Annotated in this window: 17 protein-coding genes and 1 pseudogene; 12 read left to right on the top strand and 6 right to left on the bottom strand. The window is 72.4% G+C overall.

Annotated features, from left to right (window positions below; genetic code table 11):
- Positions 1-1338, bottom strand: a complete 1338-nt coding sequence (locus ACFY10_RS09915; RefSeq protein ID WP_390664550.1) for a ferric reductase-like transmembrane domain-containing protein — start codon at positions 1336-1338, stop codon at positions 1-3.
- A 152-nt stretch (positions 1339-1490) separates the two neighbouring features.
- Here ACFY10_RS09915 and ACFY10_RS09910 point away from each other — a divergent pair, with 152 nt between their 5' ends.
- From ACFY10_RS09910 to ACFY10_RS09895, 4 genes are all read left to right on the top strand, one after another.
- Positions 1491-2180 (top strand): response regulator transcription factor, encoded by a 690-nt coding sequence (locus tag ACFY10_RS09910; RefSeq protein WP_266961851.1) that lies wholly within the window; start codon positions 1491-1493, stop codon positions 2178-2180.
- Positions 2177-3634 carry a sensor histidine kinase gene (locus ACFY10_RS09905; RefSeq protein WP_390664549.1) on the top strand — a complete coding sequence of 486 codons (1458 nt, stop codon included), beginning with the start codon at positions 2177-2179 and terminating at the stop codon, positions 3632-3634. The genes ACFY10_RS09910 and ACFY10_RS09905 overlap by 4 nt, the downstream gene beginning before the upstream one ends.
- 79 nt (positions 3635-3713) lie before the next feature.
- Positions 3714-4703 carry an NAD-dependent epimerase/dehydratase family protein gene (locus ACFY10_RS09900; RefSeq protein ID WP_390664548.1) on the top strand — a complete coding sequence of 330 codons (990 nt, stop codon included), beginning with the start codon at positions 3714-3716 and terminating at the stop codon, positions 4701-4703.
- A 77-nt stretch (positions 4704-4780) separates the two neighbouring features.
- Positions 4781-5086 carry a hypothetical protein gene (locus tag ACFY10_RS09895; RefSeq protein WP_390664547.1) on the top strand — a complete coding sequence of 102 codons (306 nt, stop codon included), beginning with the start codon at positions 4781-4783 and terminating at the stop codon, positions 5084-5086.
- Positions 5087-5090: 4 nt separating this feature from the next.
- Here ACFY10_RS09895 and ACFY10_RS09890 read toward each other — a convergent pair whose 3' ends face one another.
- Positions 5091-6203, bottom strand: coding sequence for a sensor histidine kinase (locus ACFY10_RS09890; protein ID WP_390664546.1), 1113 nt, complete (start codon positions 6201-6203; stop codon positions 5091-5093).
- Between the two features lie 2 nt (positions 6204-6205).
- Positions 6206-6928 (bottom strand): response regulator transcription factor, encoded by a 723-nt coding sequence (locus ACFY10_RS09885; RefSeq protein WP_390664545.1) that lies wholly within the window; start codon positions 6926-6928, stop codon positions 6206-6208.
- 188 nt (positions 6929-7116) lie between these two features.
- Here ACFY10_RS09885 and ACFY10_RS09880 point away from each other — a divergent pair, with 188 nt between their 5' ends.
- Genes ACFY10_RS09880 through ACFY10_RS09870 form a run of 3 tightly spaced genes read left to right on the top strand, consistent with a single transcriptional unit; the run spans position 7117 to position 9307 of the window.
- Positions 7117-7788, top strand: a complete 672-nt coding sequence (locus ACFY10_RS09880) for a glycosyltransferase family 2 protein (RefSeq protein WP_390664923.1) — start codon at positions 7117-7119, stop codon at positions 7786-7788.
- Complete coding sequence (locus ACFY10_RS09875; protein ID WP_390664544.1) at positions 7785-8396, top strand: DUF2064 domain-containing protein; 612 nt, start codon at positions 7785-7787, stop codon at positions 8394-8396. Before ACFY10_RS09880 ends, ACFY10_RS09875 begins: the two co-directional genes overlap by 4 nt.
- Positions 8393-9307 carry an SAM-dependent methyltransferase gene (locus ACFY10_RS09870; protein WP_390664543.1) on the top strand — a complete coding sequence of 305 codons (915 nt, stop codon included), beginning with the start codon at positions 8393-8395 and terminating at the stop codon, positions 9305-9307. Before ACFY10_RS09875 ends, ACFY10_RS09870 begins: the two co-directional genes overlap by 4 nt.
- Positions 9308-9623: 316 nt before the next feature.
- Here the strand turns inward: ACFY10_RS09870 and ACFY10_RS09865 are convergent, their stop codons facing one another.
- Positions 9624-10862, bottom strand: coding sequence for a molybdopterin-dependent oxidoreductase (locus ACFY10_RS09865; RefSeq protein WP_390664542.1), 1239 nt, complete (start codon positions 10860-10862; stop codon positions 9624-9626).
- A 66-nt stretch (positions 10863-10928) separates the two neighbouring features.
- On the opposite strand from ACFY10_RS09865, the gene ACFY10_RS09860 reads away from it, so the two are divergent.
- Entirely contained in the window at positions 10929-12293 is a 1365-nt protein-coding gene (locus ACFY10_RS09860; protein ID WP_390664541.1) for a hypothetical protein, read from the top strand.
- Between the two features lie 142 nt (positions 12294-12435).
- Here the strand turns inward: ACFY10_RS09860 and ACFY10_RS09855 are convergent, their stop codons facing one another.
- Complete coding sequence (locus ACFY10_RS09855) at positions 12436-15288, bottom strand: SpoIIE family protein phosphatase (RefSeq protein ID WP_390664540.1); 2853 nt, start codon at positions 15286-15288, stop codon at positions 12436-12438.
- Positions 15289-15435: 147 nt separating this feature from the next.
- On the opposite strand from ACFY10_RS09855, the pseudogene ACFY10_RS09850 reads away from it, so the two are divergent.
- Positions 15436-15642, top strand: a pseudogene (locus tag ACFY10_RS09850) (substrate-binding domain-containing protein); the annotation flags it as partial.
- 36 nt (positions 15643-15678) lie between these two features.
- Here ACFY10_RS09850 and ACFY10_RS09845 read toward each other — a convergent pair.
- The gene (locus ACFY10_RS09845) at positions 15679-16443 is read right to left on the bottom strand and encodes a sugar isomerase domain-containing protein (RefSeq protein WP_390664539.1); all 765 of its coding nucleotides are present in this window, start codon (positions 16441-16443) and stop codon (positions 15679-15681) included.
- A 169-nt stretch (positions 16444-16612) separates the two neighbouring features.
- Between ACFY10_RS09845 and ACFY10_RS09840 the strand changes: the two genes are divergently transcribed.
- The 3 genes from ACFY10_RS09840 to ACFY10_RS09830 all read left to right on the top strand — a co-directional run bounded on the left by ACFY10_RS09840 (position 16613) and on the right by ACFY10_RS09830 (position 22533).
- Entirely contained in the window at positions 16613-17497 is an 885-nt protein-coding gene (locus ACFY10_RS09840) for a MurR/RpiR family transcriptional regulator (protein WP_123968103.1), read from the top strand.
- 111 nt (positions 17498-17608) lie between these two features.
- Positions 17609-21835 carry an NEW3 domain-containing protein gene (locus ACFY10_RS09835; protein ID WP_390664538.1) on the top strand — a complete coding sequence of 1409 codons (4227 nt, stop codon included), beginning with the start codon at positions 17609-17611 and terminating at the stop codon, positions 21833-21835.
- Complete coding sequence (locus tag ACFY10_RS09830) at positions 21832-22533, top strand: peptidyl-prolyl cis-trans isomerase (RefSeq protein WP_390664537.1); 702 nt, start codon at positions 21832-21834, stop codon at positions 22531-22533. Before ACFY10_RS09835 ends, ACFY10_RS09830 begins: the two co-directional genes overlap by 4 nt.
- The last annotated feature ends 71 nt before the right edge of the window (positions 22534-22604 follow it).

Raw genomic sequence — 22604 nt, 5'->3', positions numbered from 1 at the left:
TCATCCCGCCAGGCTGAAGCGTTCGAAGTGGATCTGCTGCTTGGGCACGTTCAGTTCGCCCAGGCTGCGCAGCACCGCTTTCATCATCGGCGGCGGCCCGCACAGGAACACGTCCCGGTCGGCGATGTCCGGCACCAGCCGCGCCAGCTCGCTCGGCGCCAGCCTGTCGGGGACGGGCGACCCGGTGACCAGGTGCAGCTCGGCGCCCTTGGCGAGGGCGAGTTCGCGCAGTTCGTCGTAGAGGACGGCGTCCCGGTCCGAAGAGACCCGGTAGAGGACGACCGCGTGGCCCTCGATGTCCTCCAGGATGGCCCGGATCGGGGTGACGCCGACGCCGCCCGCGATGAGCAGGGACTCGGACCTCACGCGGTGCAGCGTGGTGAAGGCGCCGTAGGGGCCCTCGGCGAAGACGCGCGTGCCGACCTTCACGTGCCGAAGGGCGGCGCTGCCCTCGCCGGCCGCCTTGGCGGTGAGGCGCAGGGTGCGGCCGTCGGGGGCGGCGGAGAGGGAGAAGGGGTTCGCCTGCCACCAGCGGTCGCGGGTCAGGAAGCGCCACAGGAAGAACTGGCCGGCCTGCGCGGGCAGCTTGTCGAGGTCGCGGCCGGTGATGTGGATCGAGACGACGTTGTCGGACTCGGGGACGACCGCGGAGACGCGGTACTGGTGGCGGGTGTTGCGCCACAGCGGCAGGACGAGGCGGCCCAGGACGACCGCGCCGAGGGCCACGCCCCACACGCCGTACCAGTACGTCTTGGCGGCGGACGACGCGGTGAACGTCGAACCGACCGCGACCTGGTGCGTCAGGGCCAGTACCACGGCGACGTACGTGTAGAGGTGGATGAAGTGCCAGGTCTCGTACGCGAGGCGGCGGCGGGCGTAGCGGGCCGAGACGGCGCCGATCACGAGGATGATGCCGAGCGCGACGATCGCGCGGAGCACGCCCTCCGTCGTCTCGGCGAGGTCGACGAGCTCGGTGATCGGGCCGACGCCCGCGCCGTCGGCGTAGCCGAAGGTGATGAAGACGGCGTGCGCGAGGAGCGTCCACAGGAGGGCGAAGCCGGTCCAGCGGTGCCAGGAGGTCAGCCGGTCCATGCCGATGCGGCGGTCGAGCCACGGCAGCCGGGCCACCAGTACGAGCTGGAAGGCCATGACGAGCGCGCCGTAGAGGCCGAAGAGGCGGCCGATGACGATCAGGGCGTTGGAGGCGAAGCCCGCCTGGGCGAAGAAGTAGGCGACCACGGCCGCGTTCGCGGCGAGCACGGCGTACAGGCCCGTGCGGGCCACCACCCTGGGGCGTATCGCCGTGGGGGGCGCAGGGGGTGATTGGACGGTCGTCACGGGACGGCAGCTCCTTGATCGGGTCCTGGGTGACCGAGCTTGGCTTGCGGGAGCTGTCGATAACCTGTCGTACAACTTACAAGTACTTATCGATGTGCTTGCTGTGAGCTCGGTGACATGGCCTGACCAGCCGGGTGCCGCAGTATGAGCGGGTGGAAAAAGTACGCCTCCTCGTCGTGGACGACGACCCGCCCATCGCCGATCTCGTCGCGACCGTCGCCCGTTACGAGGGCTGGGACGCGGTCACCGCGAACTCCGGTGAGGAGGCGCTGCGGCTGGCCGGCGAGTTCCATCCGGACATCGTGGTGCTCGACCTGATGCTGCCCGACGTGGACGGTTTCGGCGTCCTGGACCGGCTGCGCGGCTCGGGCACGATGGTGCCCGTGGTGTTCCTCACCGCGCGGGACGGCGTCGCCGACCGGGTGGCGGGGCTGACCCGGGGCGGTGACGACTACCTGGTCAAGCCGTTCGCGGTGGAGGAGTTGATGGCCCGGCTGCGGACGGTGCTGCGGCGCAGTGCCGGGCCCGGCTTCCAGCGCTCGGTGCTGCGGGTGGCGGACCTGACGATGGACGAGGACACGCGGGAAGTGCGCCGCGGCGAGAAGCTGTTGACCCTCACCCCCACCGAGTACGAGGTGCTGCGTTTCCTGATGCGCAAGTCGCCGACCGTGATGACCAAGGCGCAGATCCTCGACCATGTGTGGGAGTACGGCTTCGGGGGCCGCTCGAACGTCGTCGAGCTGGTCGTCAGCCGGCTGCGCCGCAAGCTCGACGACACGGGCGAGCCGCTGATCCAGACGGTGCGGGGCTTCGGGTACGTCATACGGCAGGCCGCCGAATGATCGGGCGGCTGCCGCGGGGCTACCGCAGACTACGGCTCGGCACCCGGCTGGCGCTGGGGCTCGGGGTGCTGGCGCTGGTGGTGTTCGCCGTCGTCGGCACGGCCCTGACGACCTATATGCGGGACTATCTGTCGAACCAGCTCGACGACCAGCTGGGGCTCGCCCAGGTCGCCCAGTCCAAGAACGTCGCGGAGACCGGCAGTCTCCAGGGCAAGAAGTACTGGGGCTGGTACTACGCCGTGTACGACGTGTCGGGCGGCAACGCGGTCCTCCGCAAGCCGGAGGAGACCAGCGATCTCCCACGGGACGTCGCCCCCCTCACCTCCCTGGCCAGGGCCCAGGCCACCGCGGACAGCGAGATCGTGCGCACCGCGGACCTCACGGGGGACGGCGAGTACCGGCTGCGCGCCTGCGAGGTCAAGCCCGGTGTGATCCTGATCAGCGGAGCGCCGATGGACGACATCGACGACACGGTACGGCGGCTGGTCACGGTCCAGGTCATCGCCTTCGGGCTCGCGCTGCTGGCGCTGGTGGTGTTCGGCCGGCGGATGCTGCGCCGGGGCCTGAACCCGCTCAGCGACATGGCGCACACCGCCCGCGGCATCACCTCGCACGACCTGACGGAGTCGGCGGCCCGGCTGCCGCTGCGCGCCGACAAGCGGGGCGGCGGCCCGGAGGTCGAGGATCTGCGCACGGCGTTCAACACGATGCTGGAGCACATCGACGACTCCCTCGCGGTGCGCGCGGAGGCCGAGCAGCGCCTGCGCCGTTTCGTCGCGGACGCCTCGCACGAACTCCGTACCCCGTTGATGTCCGTACGGGGCTACGCGGACCTCTTCCAGTACGCCGCCGCCAACGCCCCCGAGGAACGCGACAGACACCTGGCCCGGCTGCGCGCCGAGGCCGCCCGGATGGGCGTGCTCCTGGACGACCTGCTGCTGCTCGCCCGCCTGGACGCGGCGGAGGTGGACGCCCCGCTGCGGCTGCAGGACACGGATCTGGTGGGGCTGGTCGAGGAGGCGGCCGCGGCCTTCCGGGCAAGCCGTCCGGACCGTCCGCTGACGGTGACGTCCCCACCGGCCCCGCTGAAGCTGCGCGTGGACCCGCACCGCATCCGGCAGGTTCTGGACAACCTGCTCACCAACGCGGCCGTGCACACTCCGGCAGGTACGCAGGTGTGGATGAAGGTCGCGCTGGAGGAGGACAGGGCCGTGGTGCGGGTCGTGGACGCCGGCCCCGGCATCCCGCCCGCCGACCGCGAGCGGGTCTTCGACCGCTTCTACCGCGTCGACAAGGCCCGCAGCCGAGACCGCGGCGGCAGCGGCCTCGGTCTCGCCGTGGCGAGCTCCCTGGTCTGCGCCCACGGCGGCACGATCGAGCTGCACAGTGAGCCGGGGTCGACGACGTTCACGGTTGCGCTGCCGCTGCGGGGCGGTGCGGGGCCGACGGGCTGACCGGGTCAGGTCTTACGGACCGGTGACATGACGGGCGCGGCCCGCTCGGCCGGGCTGCCGACGGACCTAGCGTGGCCGCATGCGTGTACTGGTCACCGGCGGTGCCGGATTCATCGGATCCCAGGTCGTGACGGCTCTCCAGGCCCGCGGGCACGAGCCCGTCGCCTACGACGTCCGCGGCGACCCGGCGGCGGACGTGCGCAACCCCGCCGCCGTCCGCGCCGCCCTGACCGGCGTGGACGCCGTCTGCCACCAGGCGGCGATGGTCGGCCTGGGCACCGGTTTCACGGACGCGGCCGAGTACGTCTCCCGCAACGACCTCGGCACCGCCGTCCTGCTCACCGCGATGGCAGAGGCGGGCGTACGGCGGCTGGTGCTGGCCGGATCGATGGTGGTGTACGGCGAGGGACGGTACGGCTGCCCGCGGCACGGCGTCGTACGGCCGGGCCCGCGCACCGCCGCCGACCTGGACGCGGGCCGCTTCGAGCCGCCGTGCCCGGTGTGCGGCGCGGACCTCTCCCCCGGACTGGTCTCGGAGGACGCCCCGGTCGACCCGCGCAATGTGTACGCGACGACCAAGCTCACCCAGGAGCACCTGGCGGCGGCGTGGGCGCGCGCCACGCGCGGCTGGGCGGTGTCGCTGCGCTACCACAACGTGTACGGGCCGGGGATGCCCCGCGACACCCCGTACGCCGGGGTCGCCTCCTTCTTCCGCTCGGCGCTGGCCCGCGGCGAGTCCCCGCGGGTCTACGAGGACGGGCGTCAGCGGCGGGACTTCGTGCACGTACGGGACGTGGCGGCGGCCAACGTGGCGGCGCTGGAGGCGGGTTCACGCGAGGGTGCGCTGACCGCGTACAACACCGGCAGCGGCGAGGTGCACACGGTGGGCGAGATGGCCGGGGCGCTGGCGGCTGCGTACGGCGGACCCGACCCCGTGGTCACCGGGGAGTACCGGCTCGGCGACGTCCGCCACATCACGGCGGACTCCTCCCGGCTGCGGGCGGAACTGGACTGGAAACCGGAGATCGGCTTCGCGGAGGGAATGCGGGAGTTCACGCGGACGCACTGAGCGTGTCCACGGCTGTACGACGTCAGTGTCGTCGATCATGGCGTTACAACGTACAAATCAGCTGAAAGGACCGCACAATGCCCCGGCGCACCTTCAAGCCCACCCGCACCCGGATCGCCGTGCTGCTCAGCGCACCGGTGATCGGCGTGGGCCTCCTCGCCCCGTCGGCCTGGGCGGACACGCCGCCGCCCGGCCAGAAGATCGACAGCAGCGAAGTCATCGACAGGGCCTGCAAGCACGCGAGCGAGGACTCCGAGGACGGCGGGGGTCCGTCCTGCGAGAAGCTCATCAAGCCGTTCCTCTCGCATGTCATCGGCCCCGGGAGCGGGCTCACCTGCCGGAGCGTGTCCCCGACCGACATCGACTGCCGCCCCGAAAAGTGACCGTTCAGGCCTCCGCCACCGGCAGGGTCACCTCGAAGCGGCAGCCGCCCGGGATGTTGCGGACGGTCGCCCGCCCCTGATGGGCCTCCACGATCCCGCGCACGATGGCGAGGCCAAGTCCCGCCCCCGCAGGGGGAGTTCGGGCATGCGTGCCACGCCAGCCGGTGTCGAAGACCCGCGGCAGGTCCTCCTCGGGGATGCCGCCGCAGCCGTCCGTGACGGACAGGACGACGCCCTCGGGCGAGCGTTCCGCGGCGACCGCGACCGTGCCGTCGGCAGGCGTGCGCCGGATCGCGTTGACCAGCAGATTGCCCAGTACCCGGCTCATCTCCTTGCCGTCCACCTCGACCGGCAGAGGCTCGACCCGGGCGCCGACCAGCCGTACGCCGTGCTCGCGGGCCAGGGGGTCGGCGCCCGCGAGGGCGTCGCCGACGAGGTCGTACAGGGAGATCCGGCTCGGGCTCAGCGCCAGCGTCCCCGCATGGATGCGGGAGAGCTCGAAGAGATCGCCCACCATGTCGTTGAGGCGCTCGACCTCCGTGCGGATCTGTCTGAGGTAGCGGTCGGGGTCGGTGGCGACCCCGTCCTCCAGAGCCTCGGACATCGCGCGCAGGCCGGCGAGGGGGGTGCGCAGGTCGTGGGAGATCCAGGCGACGAGTTCGCGGCGGGAGGACTCCAGGGCGCGTTCGCGTTCCCGGGACTCGGCGAGTTTGGCGCTGGTGGCCTCCAACTCGCGGCTGAGGGCGGCGAGTTCGGCGGTGGCGGGACCGACGGGCGAGGTGAAGTCGCCGCCGTCGCCGAAGGAGCGGGCGGCGAGGGTGAGGGCGCGGCTGCGGGCGGCGACCCAGCGGCCGAGCAGCAGGGCGGTGGCCAGGGAGACCACGGCCGCCATGGCGACGACGGTCGTGACGACCTTCAGGTCGTGCCCGGACAGGAACATGGCCTGCGCGACCGCGAGGGTGCCCGCGAGCATCGCGCCGACGGCGACGGCGGCGACCACACCGAGGTGCAGGGCGAGCGAACGGCGCCGGATCAGCAGCAGTACGCAGGCGCCGAGCAGTCCGGCCGCGGCGGCGCCGAGGAAGGCGAAGAGGGCGATGAGCAGGTTGTCGCGCATGCTCACACCTCAGCTTCCGAAACGTCCGAGCCGTCGAAGCGGTAGCCGACGCCCCACACCGTCTGGATCAGACGGGGCCTGCCCGGGTCGTCCTCGACCTTGCCGCGCAGCCGCCGCACATGGACCGTGACGGTCGACAGGTCGCCGAAGTCCCAGCCCCACACCTCGCGCATCAGGTCCTCGCGGCTGTAGACGCGGCCGGGGTGCCGCAGGAAGAAGGCGAGGAGGTCGAACTCCCGGATGGTGAGGGCGAGTTCGGCACCGTTCTTGAGGGCACGACGGGACGCCGGGTCGACGGAGAGCCCGGCCGCTCGCAGCAGGCCCTGCGGATGGGCGGGCCGGGTGCGCCGCAGCACGGACTCGACGCGCAGGACCAGCTCCCGGGGGCTGAACGGCTTGGTGACGTAGTCGTCGGCACCGACCTCGAGGCCCAGGATGCGGTCGTCCTCGTCGCCGCGCGCGGTGAGCATGATGACCGGCACCGGTCCGCGCCCCCGCATCCGCCGGCACACCTCGAGGCCGTCCATGCCCGGCAGCATCAGGTCGAGGACGACGAGGTCGGGCCAGTGGGCGGCGGCGCGGGCGAGCGCGTCGGGCCCGTCGCCGGCCCGGTCCACGACATACCCGGCGCGGTCGAGGTACCCGGTGACGACCTCGGCGACGGTGGGATCGTCGTCGACGACGAGCACCCGGGCGCCGCGCTGTCCGTACTGCTGCTGCTCCATGGAGCCAGCCTCGCACCGCACGCGCGCGAACACCGCCGTCGGCCCCCTGACGTCCGTGTTTCGTAAGGAGCCGAAGTCCGATTTGCCCGGTTCCCGTTCGTAGGGTGAGTGCCGTGACACCCCCTTCCGACAAAGACGCATCCGACGTACGAGATGTACGAGACGAACGAGAACCGGGCGCGACGTCCGTGGACGTCGTGCTCCCCTGCCTCGACGAGGCCGAGGCCCTGCCCCGGGTGCTGGACCGCATCCCGCCCGGCTGGCGCGCGCTCGTCGTGGACAACGGCTCCACCGACGGCTCGGCGGACATCGCCCGCGCCCTCGGCGCGACCGTCGTGCACGAGGCGCGGCGCGGCTTCGGCGCCGCCTGCCACGCGGGTCTGACGGCGGCCACGGCGGATATCGTCTGCTTCTGCGACTGCGACGCCACGCTGGACCCGGCCGACCTGGTGCCGTTCGTGGAGCGGATCCGGGCCGGGGAGGCCGACCTGGTGCTGGGCCGGCGCCGTGCGCGGTCGCTCCGTGCCTGGCCGCTGCACGCCCGCACGGGCAACCTCGCCCTCGCCCGCCTCCTCCGCCGCCGCACCGGCCTGCGTCTGCACGACCTCGGCCCGCTGCGCGCCGCCCGCCGCGAGCCGCTGCTGTCCCTCGCCCTCACGGACCGCCGCAGCGGCTACCCCCTGCAGATGGTCGTCCGTGCCGCCGACGCGGGCTGGCGGATCGCCGAGTACGAGGTCCCGTACGGCCCGCGCGCGGGCGCCTCCAAGGTGACCGGCACCTGGCGGGGCACCTGGCAGGCGGTACGGGACATGAGCCGGGTACTGGCCGAGCCGCCGGTGCAGGAAGGAGCCCGCCCGTGACCACGACCCTGCTGGTCATCGCCAAGGAGCCGCGGCCCGGGCGGGTCAAGACCCGGCTGACACCGCCGTTCACGCCGGAAGAGGCCGCCGAGCTTGCGGAGGCGTCCCTCGCGGACACCCTGGACGCGGTCGCGCGCACCCCTGCCCGCCGCCGGGTCCTGGTCCTGGAGGGCGAACCAGGCCCCTGGCTGCCGCCCGGTTTCGAGGTCCTACGGCAGTGCACGGGCGGCCTGGACGAACGGCTGGCAGCCGCCTTCGCGCACTGCGACGGCCCGGCCCTCCTCATCGGCATGGACACCCCTCAGGTGACGCCTGAGCTGCTTGGTGTGGACTTCGCGGACTGCGACGCGTACTTCGGCCCGGCGGAGGACGGCGGCTTCTGGGCGCTGGGCCTGGCCGCCCCGGATCCTTCACTCCTGCGCGGAGTCCCGATGTCGACGGCGCACACGGGTGCCGTCCAGCGCGCCCGGCTGACGGGACTTCGGGTACGGGAGCTGCCGCTCCTGCGGGACGTCGACACGGCGTACGACGCCGAACTGGTCGCCAAGGCGGCACCGGAAGGCCGGTTCGCGACCGAACTGGCGCGCCTCACGGAGGCGGGCCGATGAGCGGCACGGCGGAACTGGCGCCACGGATCGGACGGCAGGCAGGGGCCCACGTCAATGCCCCCTCCGACGAGGGCACTTGGTCCACCGACCCCTACGCCCACGCCCTGAACACCGGCCAGGGCCCCCTGTTCCTGCGCCGCGCAGACGGCTGGCTGCTCCTCCTGGAGATCGAACGCTGGTGCGCCGAGCCCGACGCCGCCGACCTGGAGGTCCTACGCCGCTGCGAGGGCCCGGTACTCGACATCGGCTGCGGCCCAGGCCGCCTGGTCGCGGCCCTAAGCAGGCAGAACGAAGCCCGCTACGGCTCGGCACCACCCCTAAGGGGCGCGGGGAACTGCGCGACAAGCCACGACGGCGCCGCAGACGACAGACAACCCATCGCACCTCTTCCAGCCGAGCGCTCAGTGCTCGGAATCGACGTCAGCGAAGCTGCCATCACCCGCACCATCGCCCGCGGCGCCAGCGCCCTGCACCGCTCCGTCTTCGATCCACTGCCCGCAGAGGGCCGCTGGGGCACCGCCCTCCTGATCGACGGCAACATCGGCATCGGCGGCGAACCGCGCATCCTGCTCGACCGGATCGCCCAACTCCTCGTCCCAGGGGGCCTGTTGATCGCCGAAACGGTTCCGGCACCGGACGTCGACGAGCGGGTCCTGGTCCACGTCACCGACGCCAGGGGCGCCGCCGGGCACGCCTTCCCCTGGGCCCGGCTCGGCACTCCCGCCCTGCTGCGGCACGCACACCGCACGGGCTGGCGTGCCGTGGATCAGTGGACGGCCGGCGGCCGCTGCTTCGTCGCCCTGCGCAGCCGCAGCAGAAACAGCACCGCCGAGCCGCCGAACAGTACGGCGGTCAGCAGCAGCCAGCGGGCAAGGAAGCGGTCCGCGGACAGGCCGGTGGCGGACGCGTAACGCCCCGCCACCTGCCCGCCGATCAGCGGGAACCAGACCAGCAGAAGCAGCAGGGACAGGGCGGCCGGCACCCGGACGTACCCCACCCACCTGCGCCGCGGGCCCGCCGCCTTCACGAGGGCGCGGTCCGCCGCCGCGTACAGCGGCAGCAGCACCAGGTCGTGCAGCAGCGCCGCGCCCACGAACCACAGCGCGACCCCGAACCAGTCCCCCGCGAGCAGTTGCACCCCCGCATAGGCGGCGAGCGCGAACGAGCAGGCCAGCAGCAGGATCTGGAACGGGCTGCCGACCGGCAGCACGAACCGAGGGCGCATCATCACAGGTCTCCGAACGTCATCCGCGCCACCCACTTGGTGTTGAGCACACCGGGCGCCGCGGGCACGATGACCCGTGCCGGATGGCCGTGGTCGGGGGTCAGCTCCTCGCCGTTGACGAACAGGGCGAGCAGGGAACGCGGGTCGGCGACCTGGTTGGCGCGCAGGGCGGCCCGCCGGAAGGCCCCGTGCCGCTGCAGCGACTCCACGAACACGTCGGGCGGATCGCCGTCGTATCCGACGAGGGCCGCGAGATCCCGCAGCCGCACGCCGCGCCACCACTGGTCGGAGGTCGACCAGCCCTCGACGCAGGCGATGGGCAACGCCGAGCTGTGCAGGGGCAGTTGGAGCAGTTCGGCGCGGCTGAGGCGGACGGTGCCCGTGCGCCCGGTGACGGTCAGCCGCCATGCCTCCTCGCTCCGCTCCGCCGCACTGATGCCGGCGTACGCGGCGGTCTTGTTGATCTGGAAGCCGCCCGGCCCGCTGCCGGGTTCGGCGCCCCCGTGCGGGGCGAGCACGGCGCTCCACCGCAGCCCGTCGAAGTCCTGCCCGACCGTCGTGCCGAACAGCAGCAGCGAGCCGCCTCCGACCAGCCCGAGGGCACCCCGCCGGGAAACGGTCGGCGGATCGGGGTCCGGGGACACCAACTCCCGCTCCTCCTCCGGCAGTTGAGGGGGCCGACGCATACCGCGCACGTTGCGGAGGGCCATCGGCGTCTTCAGCACCGCGTGCGCGACGAACGCAGCGAAGAAGACCCACGCGCCGTAGAAGTGCAGCGGGTAGAAGGAGCCGGGGAAGACGTAGTCGAGCTGAACATTCAGCACGCCGGTGACGAACTCGAAGAGGCCGCCGCCGACCAGCAGAAGCAGCGAGATCCGCTCCAGCGCGTGCGCGAGGGAGCGGGCGGGCGGCAGCGTGAACAGCTTCGGTACGACCGACCACAGCTTGGCCAGCAGGACGGGGATCAGCGTGATCCCGAGGGTGACGTGAACGCCCTGCGTGAGCCGGTACAGCCAGTGCGGATCGGTCGGCCAGGAGAAGAGGTAGAAGCCGAGGAGCCCCTTGTCCGGGGTCTTGTCGTTCACCCGCGAGAGGTCCGGGTTGTAGGCGGCGTACGACAGCAGTCCCGTCACGAACAGCACGGTGATGCCGCCGAGCAGGACGATGCCGAGGACAGAGGTGAACCAGGGGCCGCGCAAGGGGCTGCGCCAGAAGGAGGGCGAGAAGGGAGTCCGTCTCATGCCCCGACCGTAGGTCCGGAGCACCCCGGAAACGGGTCCGCGAACCATGACGAAACTCTGACGTCCATGCATGTCAGCCGTCCGGTCGAGGCCCCGCGGCCTAGCGTGTGCGCCGTGAATCGCGACCTCCGCCGAGACCTGTACGCCGCCGCGGCCGCCGCGCTGCTCGTGGTGACGGCCGTGGTCATCGGCACCGGCATCGAGCACCGCAACGGCTCGCTCCGGGTCGGTTGGCCCCCGCTCCTGGCGACCTGGGAGCCGCACGTCGGCCCCGGCACTCCGGCGGCGATCGCCGTCGCGACGGCCGCCGTGGCGTACGGCCCCGCGCTCGCCGCCCGCCTGCCCTGGCGCCCCCTGCTGCTCGTGACCTGGGGGACGGCGCTGGCCTGGACATGGTCCCTCGCCCTGGTCGACGGCTGGTACCGAGGCATCGCCGAACAGCTGACGCCGCGCTACGAGTACCTGCGGGTCATCGGCCGCTTCCACGACATCCCCGACACCCTGCGGGACTTCACCCACCACATCATCGGCGGCTCTCCCGACAGCTGGCCCGCGCACGTGGCCGGCCATCCCCCGGGAGCCACCGTCACCTTCGTCCTCCTCGACCGGATCGGGCTGGGCGGCGGCGGCTGGGCGGGCGCGTTCGTCATCACCGTCGGTACGACCGCGACGGTCGCCGTCCTCGTCGCCGTACGGACACTCGCCGACGAGAGGCTCGCCCGGCGCGCGGCCCCCTTCCTCGCCCTGGCCCCGGCGGCGGTGTGGGTGGGCACGTCCGCCGACGGCTACTTCTCGGCGGTCGCCGCCTGGGCGACCGCGTTCCTGGCCCTGGCGGTGACGGGCCACCGCCCGCGACGAACCGGCTTCACCGCGGGCCTCCTCTTCGGCCTGACCGCCTATCTCTCCTACGGCCTCACACTCTTCGCCGTGATCGCCGCCGCGGTCCTCCTCCTCGGCTCGAACCGCACCCGCCCCCTCCCCTTCCTCCTCGCCGGACTCGCCGTCGTCCCGGCCGTGTTCACCGCGCTGGGCTTCGACTGGTGGGAGGCGTACCGCCTGCTGGTCACCCGCTACTACCAGGGGGCGGGCGGCGTCCGGCCGTACAGCTACTGGGTGTGGGCGAACCTGGCCTGCACGGTGTTCATCGTCGGCCCGGCAACCGCGGCGGGCCTGCGCCGCACGGGCACAACCCTCACCCGCCGCGCCCCCGCACCCGCCTTCCGCCTCACCGTCCTCATGGCCGCCGCCCTCCTCGCCCTCCTCATCGCCGACGCCTCCGGCATGAGCAAGGCAGAAACGGAACGCATCTGGCTCCCGTTCGCAATGTGGCTCCTGCCGAGCTGCGCCTTCCTGACGGGGGCACGCGGCTGGCTCGCGGCACAGGCCGTACTGGCCCTGCTGGTCAACCACCTGTTGCTTACAGGCTGGTGACCCAAGCGGGCCCGGCGAAATCCGCTGCGGTACAGCAGCGCCCCAAAGGGGCGCGGGGAACTGCGCGACCAGCCACGACGGGCCCGCAGCCGAGTCGCGACCCCCGCGGCGGAGCCGCAAATCGGCACCGCCGGCGCAGCCGTCACGGGAGCGGCTGCTCCGTCCAGATCACCTTCCCGTACGGCGTATACCGCGTCCCCCACCGCTCCGTGAGCTGAGCAACCAGGAACAACCCACGCCCACCCTCGTCCTCCGTAAGAGCACGCCGCAGCCGCGGCGAGGTACTGCTCCCGTCGGAGACCTCGCAGAGAAGAGCACGGTCGCGCAGGAGACGAAGCCGGACAGGGCCGGTGGCATGACGAATCGCGTTGGTGACGAGTTCGCTCGCGACCAGCTCGGTGGTGAAGGCAAGGTCGTCCAGGCCCCAGGCGGCCAGTTGGCCGGTGACCGCCGTGCGGGCGCGGGAGACGACCGCCGGATCGCTGGGCAGGTCCCATTCGGCGACCCGTTCCCGGCCGAGGACATGGGTGCGGGCGACCAGCAGGGCCACGTCGTCGCTCGGCCGGTCCGGCAGCAGGGCGTCGAGGACCGACTCGCAGGTGTCCTCCGGGGCCCGGTCGGGAACGGCCAGGACGGTACGGAGCCGGTCCAGGCCGGAGTCCATGTCGCGCAGCCGGTCCTCGACCAACCCGTCGGTGTAGAGCACCAGTTGACTGCCTTCGGCGAGTTCCAGCTCGACGGTCTCGAAGGGCATGCCGCCCAGGCCGAGGGGCTGGCCGGGAGGCAGGTCGACGAACTCGACCGTGCCGTCCGGGGCGACGACGGCGGGCAGGGGGTGCCCGGCGCGGGTGAGGGTGCAGCGCCGGGACACCGGATCGTAGACGGCGTAGAGGCAGGTCGCTCCGACGATGCCGGAGTCGGCCTGGGTGCTCTCCACCGCCCAGCCCTCGCCCCGGTCCAGGCGTCCCACCAGGTCGTCGAGGTGGGCGAGGAGGTCGTCGGGCGGGAGGTCCAGGGAGCAGAAGTTGTGCACGGCGGTGCGCAGCCGGCCCATCGTGGCGGCCGCGTGCAGGCCGTGGCCGACGACGTCCCCGACGACCAGGGCCACGCGGGCGCCGGACAGCGGGATGACGTCGAACCAGTCGCCGCCGACGCCGGCCTGCGCGGGCAGGTAGCGGTAGGCGACCTCGACGGCGCTCTGCTCGGGGCGGCCCTTCGGCAGCAGACTGCGCTGCAGGGCCAGTGCGGTGTTGTGCTCGCGGGTGTAGCGGCGGGCGTTGTCGATGCAGATCGCCGCGCGCAGGACCAGCTCCTGGGCGAGGGAGAGGTCGTCGTCCTCGAAGGAGGCGGGCTTCTCGGAGCGGTAGAAGCTGACCACGCCGAGCGTGGTGCCGCGGGCCCGCACCGGCACGGTGATCAGGGAGTGGACGCCCGCCGCGAGCACCCGTTCCAGCCGCTCGGGGTCCTGTGCGAGCCAGCCGCCCGCCTCTGCCAGGACGGGTTCCATGACGGACTGCGTGAGTTCCAGGCAGCGGGCCTGCGGCGTGGACGGGACGTACTCGACGGTGTCGCCGACGTCGTACAGGTTGGCGGGCTGCTTGCGTACGGCGCGGATGGCGACCCGGCGCAGCGCGGACCGGCCGCCGAGTGCCTCCGGCTCCTCGCCGCGCAGCACCGCGTCGGGCAGGTCGACGGCGACGAAGTCGGCGAACCGGGGCACGGTCACCTCCGCCAGCTCCTCCGCGGTGCGGGTGACGTCGAGGGTGGTGCCGATCCGCAGCCCTGCGTCATGCAGCAACTCCAGCCGCCTGCGCGCGAGTACGGCCAGCCGTCCTACGCCGGGTTCCCCGACGAGCAGCAGTCGGCTCTCGGCACCGTCGAGGATGTCGCCGACGGTTTCCGCAGGCGGGGGCGGCGGTACGACGGCTCGTACGACGACGGCGGGCGGGGTCACCGGCGGGGCGGTCGCCTCGCGCGCGGCCGCCGGCACCCCGTCCGCCCCCGGGGTCGCCACCGGTACCGGCCCGGCAACCGGTGGCGACGTCGGCAGCCCGAGCCCGGTCAGCCGCGGCCCGCCCAGGATGCGTGCCTCCACGGCGGCGCCCGTCTCCCCGGCCGCGCCCATGACCTGACGCCGCAGCAGCGTGGCGATGCGGCCGCCCGACAGCGGTACCTCGTCGAGGGTGCGGCCCGGCGAGGCGATGAGCTCCTCGGCCCGCTCGCGCAGTACGGCCAGGTCGATCCGGCCGAGACCGTCGCCGTTGTGCCCGTCCCCGTGGCCCGGCGCCGGGGGGCCTGGCGGCCGTGCTGCCCCGCCCGCGCCGAGGCCGGCCCGCCGGTAGGCGGCGAGGAGCGCGCGTTCGCGTTCCGTGGCCTGTTCGAGCAGGCGGCCCTCGATGTCCCGGGCGGCCGCGCGGACCAGCCGCAGCATGGTGGGGTCGCCGTCGTCGCGCAGACAGGTGAGGTCGAGGACGGCCTCGATCCGTCCGCTGAGCGGGTCGCGGACGGGCGAGCCCGCACAGGCGAACGGCTGCAGACAGTCGGCGAAGTGCTCACGGCCGACGACATAGACCGGGCCGCGCGCGGCGAGTGCGGTGCCGACGCCGTTGGTGCCGGCCACCGGTTCGGAGGCGTCGAACCCCGGGGCGAAGTTCACCTCGTCCAGGCGGTCGCGCAGCCGCAGGTCGCCGTCGAGGCGCCGCACCATGCGGCCCCGCGCGTCGCACAGCGCGATCGTCATGCCCATTTCGGCCAGCGAGGCGGCCAGCTCCGCCAGCACCGGGTCGGCCGCGCGCAGGAACCGTTCGTCCAGGGTCAGACCCTGCTCGTAGGGGAGCAGCAGATGGTCGGGCTCGAGCCCCACGGAGCGGCAGCGCTTCCAGGACTCGAGCACCGAACCCCGGACATCCGCCTCGACCCGCGCACCCGCCAGAAAACGTTCGTGGGCATCGACGAGTCCGCCGATGTCGTCCCAGGCGACGGACAAGGAGATCACTTCCCTCACCTGGAGCAGGCCCGGTCACGTGCCGCCGATCGGCACGCCCGGGCGCGGTCCTCCAAGCACTTTCACCCTAGACCCGCTGTGACCCACACCACAACATCGAACACTTATGGGACAGCCCCCACACCGCCGATGAGCCGCGTCGTCGGCTACGACGACATCCCCGAGGCGGCCCACCTGCTGCCACCGCTGACCACCGTGCGCACCGACTTCACGGAGATCGGCACCCGCTCGCTACGGCTCCTGCTGAACCGCGTGGAGGGCCGCACCGAGCCGGTGCCGGTCGAGCCGCTGGTCCCGGTGGAGCTCGTGGTCCGGCGCAGCAGCGGACCGGCACCGACCGGCTGACGAACACCCCGACCGCATACAGAACCTCCCCGAGACCTAACTGGCGGTGCGCCGAATCCTCCCGGCGTACCGCTTCTCCAGCTCCAGGTTGCTCTCGAACCCACCGGGGACGTTCGCCGAGACGTAGACGGGCGGGCGGTCACCGGAGTCGAGGAGCAGCTTCGAAGCCTCTGCGACGGCCATCTGGACCAGCATCACGCCGGTGAGCGTGGAAACGGCGCCGACGGAACCGCCGCCGGGAAGCTCCAGCAGCGCGTCCCCCCGCGGAGCCCGGTTGTCGAGGACGACGTCGGCCAGGTCGGCGAGCTTCTTGCCGCTCGGATGGCCCGCAGGGACGGCCCGGGTGTGGGTGAGCGAGGTGATGGCCAGAATCCGGTGCCCGCGCTCCTTGGCGTGCAGCGCCATTTCGACGATGACGTTGTTGACGCCGGAGTTGGAGATGATCACGAAGAGGTCCTGAGGGCTCGGCCCCGCGAGGCGGTAGAGCCGCTCGGCCACACCGGGCTCGCGCTCCAGGAGCGGATCGTCGAGAACGCTCGGGGCGTCGCCGCCGTACAGGACGAGGTCGGCGATCTGGAGCCGGTTGGTGGGGACCAGGCCGCCCGCGCGGCCCGCGACTTCGAGGACCATCGCCTGGGAGTGCCCGGTGCCGAACGCCTGGATCACGCCGTCCGAGCGGACGCAGTCGGCGATCAGTCCGGCGGCGCCCGCCACCTCTTCGCGTGCGGACTCGGTGATGTTCGCCAGGACGGCCAGGCTCTCCCGCGCGAAGCCCTCGGCGCTCACAGACTCGACGGACACGCGACACTCCCCACTGGTGGATTGAACCACCCCACACGACTCCACAGGTGAATCAATAAATCACATGGCCCATGCAGCGAGCAATGAGCGAACATCGCCCGCTTCAGTCCCGCTCCCGTGGTCCTGGTATTCAATCCGCACCCCGAAGGGTGGCTGATACCTTCTCCTCATGCCTTCGACGGACGTCACCACACTGATCCGCACCGAGCTTCCCCGGCTGGCCGGATCCCTTCGCAAGGTCGGCGAGCTGATCCTGGAGGATCCGGCCGCCGTGACCCATTGTTCGGCCGCCGAACTGGGTCGTCGCACCGGCACCTCGCAGGCGACGGTGACCCGCTTCTGCCGCGCCATCGGGCTCGACTCCTACCAGCATCTGCTGATCGAGCTGGCCCAGGAGCGCGGCCGCGGCGAGGTCTCCGACTGGGGCTCCGCCGAGATCGGGCCGGACATCTCGCCGGACGACAGCCTGGAGCGGGTCGTCCAGGTCGTCGGCAGCGCGGACCTGCGTGCGATCCAGCAGACCATCGACCGTATCGACCTCGACGCGGTCGAGCGCGCCGCTCAGGCCCTGGCCAAGGCCCGGCGGATCGATGTGTACGGCGTCGGCGGCAGTGGCACGGTGGCGCAGGAGACCGAGACCCGGCTGTTCCGCATCGGCTGCGCGGTCCGCGGCTGGACCGAGGTGCACGGGGCGGCCACCTCCGCGGCCCTGCTCACGCCGGCCGACGTGGCCATCGGCATCTCCCACTCCGGTGCCACCCGCGAGACGCTCGAACCGTTCGAGATGGCCAAGGAGCGCGGTGCCACCACCGTCGCCATCACCACCGACCCGCGCTCGCCCCTCGCCCGGGCCGCCGACATCCGGCTCATCTCGGCCACCTCGGAGACCAGCTTCCGCACGGGCAGCATCGGCGGCCGCCACTCGGTCCTGATGATCGTCGACTGCCTCTACGTCAGGGTCGGCCAGCTCTCCTACCAGCGCGCCAGCGCCTCGCTCGCGCTGACCGACCACATCGCCCCGCAGCACGCGGTGAAGTCGCGCCGGACGAGGTGAAATCGGACCTCGGTTGCATGGATGAACCACCGAGGAAACGTGACGATGGTTGTTTGAATCATCCCGGCGATGCCAGGATGGGGCTCCCCCGAGCATCCTCGTAGGAGACCCATGCGCGTCACCTCTGCCGAGTCGACCGAGCTCTTCGTCGGGACGCCCGAGCATCCGCACCAGGTGATGGCCGTCGAACTGAGCCACACCCCGGGCCGCACGGTCCGCATCGCCGTCGACGGCCCGGGCGCCCGGGGCACGACGATCGCGACCATGGGCGACGACGGCACGCTCCGCGCCGAGATACCTGTGACGACCGACCTCGCCCCCGGCGACGGCACCCACGTCACGGTCACCGCCGAGGACGCCGACGACCCCGGGCTCACCGCGGAGCGCACCGTCGGCTTCACCGCCGCCGAACCCGGCTGGACCATGTTCATGGTCAGCCACTTCCACTACGACCCCGTGTGGTGGAACACCCAGGCCGCCTACACCGAGACCTGGGACGTCGCCGACGACCCGGCCGTCACCGGACTGCCCGCCCGCACCTTCGACTCGCGCGGCCAGTCCGGGATGAGCCTGGTGCGCGCCCACTGCGACCTGGCCCGCCGGGACCCCGCCTACACCTTCGTGCTCGCCGAGGTCGACTACCTCAAGCCGTACTGGGACGCCTACCCGGAGGAACGCGCCTTCCTGCGCGAACTGATGCGCACCGGCCGCGTCGAGATCATGGGCGGCACCTACAACGAGCCCAACACCAACCTCACCGGCGCCGAGGCCACCGTACGCAATGCTCTGTACGGCGACGGGTTCCAGCGCGGGATCATGGGCGGTTCGCCGGAGACGGCCTGGCAGCTGGATGCCTTCGGGCACGATCCGCAGTTCCCCGGGCTGATGGCGGACGCGGGGATCAGCTCCAGTTCGTGGGCGCGCGGGCCGTTCCACCAGTGGGGGCCGACGCTGTCCGTGTTCGGTGAGGAGCCGCGCGATCCCGGGCGCATGCAGTTCCCGGCCAAGTTCAGCTGGATCGCCCCGTCCGGGCGCGGCCTGCTGACCGCCTACATGGTCAATCACTACGGCGCCGGCTGGGCGATCGACAACGCGCCCACCCTCCCCGAGGCGGAGGCGGCCGCGTTCAAGCTGTTCAGGGGTCTGAAGAAGGTCGCGCTCACCCGCAACGTGCTGCTCCCGGTCGGCGGTGACTACGCGCCGCCGTGCCGCTGGGTGATGGCCATCCACCGCGACTGGAACGAGCGGTACGTCTGGCCGCGGTTCGTCAGCGGCATCCCGCGCGACTTCTTCGCCGCCGTACGCGCCCAGCTCGACGCCGAGGGCCGCAAGGCCTCCCCGCAGACCCGGGACATGAACCCCGTCTACACCGGCAAGGACGTCTCCTACATCGACACCAAGCAGGCCCAGCGGTACGGCGAGACGCTGCTCGCCGACGCGGAGGCCTGGGCGACGCTCGCCTCGCTGGTCACCGGGCATCCGTACCCGGACGCGGCGCTCGACAAGGCCTGGCGGCAGCTGATCTACGGCGCCCACCACGACGCCATCACGGGCTCCGAGTCCGACCAGGTCTACATCGACCTGATGACCGGCTGGCGCGAGCTGGCCGACCTGGCCGAGACCGTGCACGCCGACGCGACCCAGGCCCTCGCCGACCAGGTCACCCCCGGCGACGGTGCCGACCTGGTCGTCTTCAACTCCGCGACCTGGCAGCGGCGGGACGTCCTCACGGTCGACGACCCGGGCCTCGTACCCGTCGGCCTGCCCGCCGTCCGCGAGGACGGTCAACTCCACGTCGTCGTACCGGAGTTGCCCGGTATGGGCTTCAAGGCCCTCCCCCTCGCCGAGGGCTCCGTCCCCGAGTGGGCGCCCGGCGAGGGCACCACCATCCGCAACGAGTTCTACGAGGTGACGGTCGACCCCGCGCGCGGCGGCGGCGTCAGCAGCCTGCGCGCGCTCGCCGAGGGCGGCCGGGAGCTGCTGCGCGCCGGGGACATCGGCAACGAGCTCGTCGTGCAGGAGGAGTACCCGAGGCACCCGCGTTTCGGCGAGGGTCCCTGGCACCTCACGCCGACGGGCACCACGGTGGCCCGCGGCGGAAACGTGGCGGCTTCCGTGGAAGTGGCACATTCGCCGGCGGGGTCCCGGATCACGGTCCGCGGCGACCTCGGCCTGTTCACCTACACCCAGCGGCTGACCCTATGGAAGGGCGTCGGCCGTCTCGACGTGACCACCGCCATCGACGGCTACGACGGCGCGGACCGGCTGATCCGCGTGCGCTGGCCCTCCGACGTGCAGGGCGGGCTGCCGGTGCACGAGGTGGCGGACGCGGTGATCGGGCGCGGGTTCGGGTTCGTCGACGTGGACAGCGAGCAGTTCCCGTGGACGTTGGACAATCCGGCCAACACATGGTTCGGGCTCGGGTCGACGGCGCGGGTCGAACTGCGGGACGGCGAAGGGGAGTTGATCGGCCGGCGGTCCATCGGAGTCGCCGAGCTCGTGTACGCGTCCTGGGACGAGGCCGGTGAGCTCGGTACCGCGCTCGCGGCGGCCCTCGTGCGCGCCGGGGTCACGGCGACCTCGACGATCGCCGGCGGCCCGCGCTACGGCGACCTGGAGGTCGACTCCAACCTCCCCGACATCCGGATCGCCGTCGGCGGCCCGGACCGCAACTCCGTCGTCGCCGAGGCGCTGGGCTGGGACCCGGCCGCCGGACGCGAGCTGCAGCGGCAGCTCGCCGAGGGCGCCGTGGCGGCCGTCTGGGTCGCGCCGCGCGCCTCGTTGCGCGAGGAGTGGGTGCCCGGGGCCGATCTGCGCGACCTCGAACGGCTGCCGCTGCTGGTGGTGGCGGGCGCCGACGCCGAGGGGGACGCCAAGGCGGTCGACGCACTGATCGCGGACCTGGACGACGCGACCGTCACGGCCACGGCGGCGGGCGGCGGCGAGGCGCTGCCGCCGGGCGACGCCTGGGACGGGCGCGGCTTCGCCGTCCTCAACCGGGGCACGCCGGGCTGTGTCGTCACCTCCTCGGGCGACCTCTACATGTCGCTGATGCGCTCCTGCACGGGCTGGCCGTCCGGCATCTGGGTCGACCCGCCCCGCCGCACCGCCCCCGACGGCTCGGCGTTCCAGCTCCAGCGCTGGTCCCACACCTTCGAGTACGCGGTCGTCGCGGGCGAGGGCGACTGGCGGGAGCAGCAACTTCCGCGGGTGGGGCATGAGTTCAACCATCCGCTCACCGGGCGAATACGAGGGCACGCGGAAACTCCCTCCCTGCCGAGGGAGTCGACCCTGCTCGCCGTGGAGCCCGCGGGCGAGGTTCTGCTCGACGCCCTCAAGCCCGCCGGGTCGCCGCTCGCGCGCGGCAGCGTGGCGCCCGCCGACCCGGGGCGCGGAGTCGTCGTACGGATGCACGAGGTCAACGGGCGCCCGGCTCGGGCGCGGGTGCGCGGGCCGAAGAAATGGGTGCGGGGCGCCCGGGCGAACGTACTGGAGACGCCCGGAGAGGCGCTGGCACCCGACGGGCAGGGGGCGCTCGACGTCGGCCTGACCGGCTTCGAGGTGGCGACGCTGCTGGCCACACCGCCCGAAGGCACCAGGCCGCCGTACGCCCCCGGAATTGCCGCGCACGAGCCCGCGCAGCCGATCCACACCCGCTACTGGCTGCACAACTCCGGCCCGGCACCCCGCGGCAACATGCCGGTGACCGCCTACGTCTCCCCGACCGTACTCACCGCCTCGGACGGCCCGGTCACCGCGACGGTCCGGATCGCCTCGGAGCTGACCGACGCGCCCGTCTCCGGCACCGTGACCATCGGCGTCCCGTCCGGCTGGCGGGCCGAGCCCGCCGAGGTGCCGTACGCGCTGGGCCCCGGCGGCTTCACGCTCGGCGAGATCACGGTGACACCACCGGAGGAGGCCCCACCCGGTCGGCACTGGCTGACCGCGCGTCTGACCTACGAGGGCCAGACGTACGAGGATGTCGTGGCGCTCGACGTTCCGGGCGAGCGCCACGCTGCACCAACTCTCGCCGCCGACCTGGGAGTCGATCGGATCAGCGTACGCAGTGGCGAGCGGGCCCGCGTCCCGGTGACCCTGCGCAACAGCACCCTCGGCCCGGTCAACGGCACCCTGTGGACCGTGTCCTCCTGGCACACCTGGGGAGGCGTCGACCCGGGCTGCCAAGGGTTCACCGTGGGCCCCGGGGAGCAGTTGGACGTCTTCGTGGACGTGGACGGCGGGGCGATCGACCCGGGCTCGTACTGGCTGATGGCGAAGATCGCCTGGCACGGGCGGGTCGCGTACACGGAGGCGATCGTGCTGGAGGTTACGTCATGACGGAACAAGCCGCGGTGGTAGAAGGCGAGACCGTGCCAAAAGCTCGGGTCGACGCCTTCTTGGAAACGGTCCCGGTAGCGCCCCAAAGGGGCGCGGGCAGCTTCGATATGCGGCTCCGCCGCGCGGGCGCGACCAGCCACAACGCAGCCGCACCCGCCCACCAACACAACGAGGCACTCTCGGCCCGCGCGGAACGCCAACGCCGACGCTGGGCCACCCAGGTGGTCGTCGCCGACGAACTCGCCCGCCGAGCCTGCGAAGAACGGGGCCTGGCACCACCGGAAGAGGTGTCCCCGACCCAGGTACTGGAAGTCGCCGGCACCGACGTCGCAGACATGGGCAGCATCGTTGCCGCGGCACTGGCCCACTCCCCGGCCGCCCGGGCCCTGCTCGCCGAGCTGGAGGCCGAGCAGGAAGTGCCCGAGGCCGCCGTACGGGACTACTACGACCGCAACCGAGACCGCTACCTCACCGCGGACGCGCTACGGCGCGGAGTCGACCCGTTCGGCCGGGCCGCGCCCGCGGACTTCCTGCCGTACAAGCAGGTCCGCGACGGCGTCGAACGCGATCTCCAGCAGGCCGCCGGCCGTCGCGCCTTCTTCGACTGGTTCGACCAGGCCCGCGCCGAAGTGGTGTACGCAGCCGGGCACGAGCACCCCGGCGACCCCTCCCACCCGGACCACGAACACCGCCACTGATCACCGACGGAACCGAAACGCAACACGGCAACCCATTGACCTCCGATGAATTCTGGTCCACCTTTTCATCA

It is taken from the genome of Streptomyces sp. NPDC001401, assembly GCF_042895385.1.
Classification (GTDB): Bacteria; Actinomycetota; Actinomycetes; order Streptomycetales; family Streptomycetaceae; genus Streptomyces.
The sequence above is the reverse complement of the archived record's forward strand: the minus strand, read 5'-3'. Positions and strand labels throughout refer to the sequence as shown.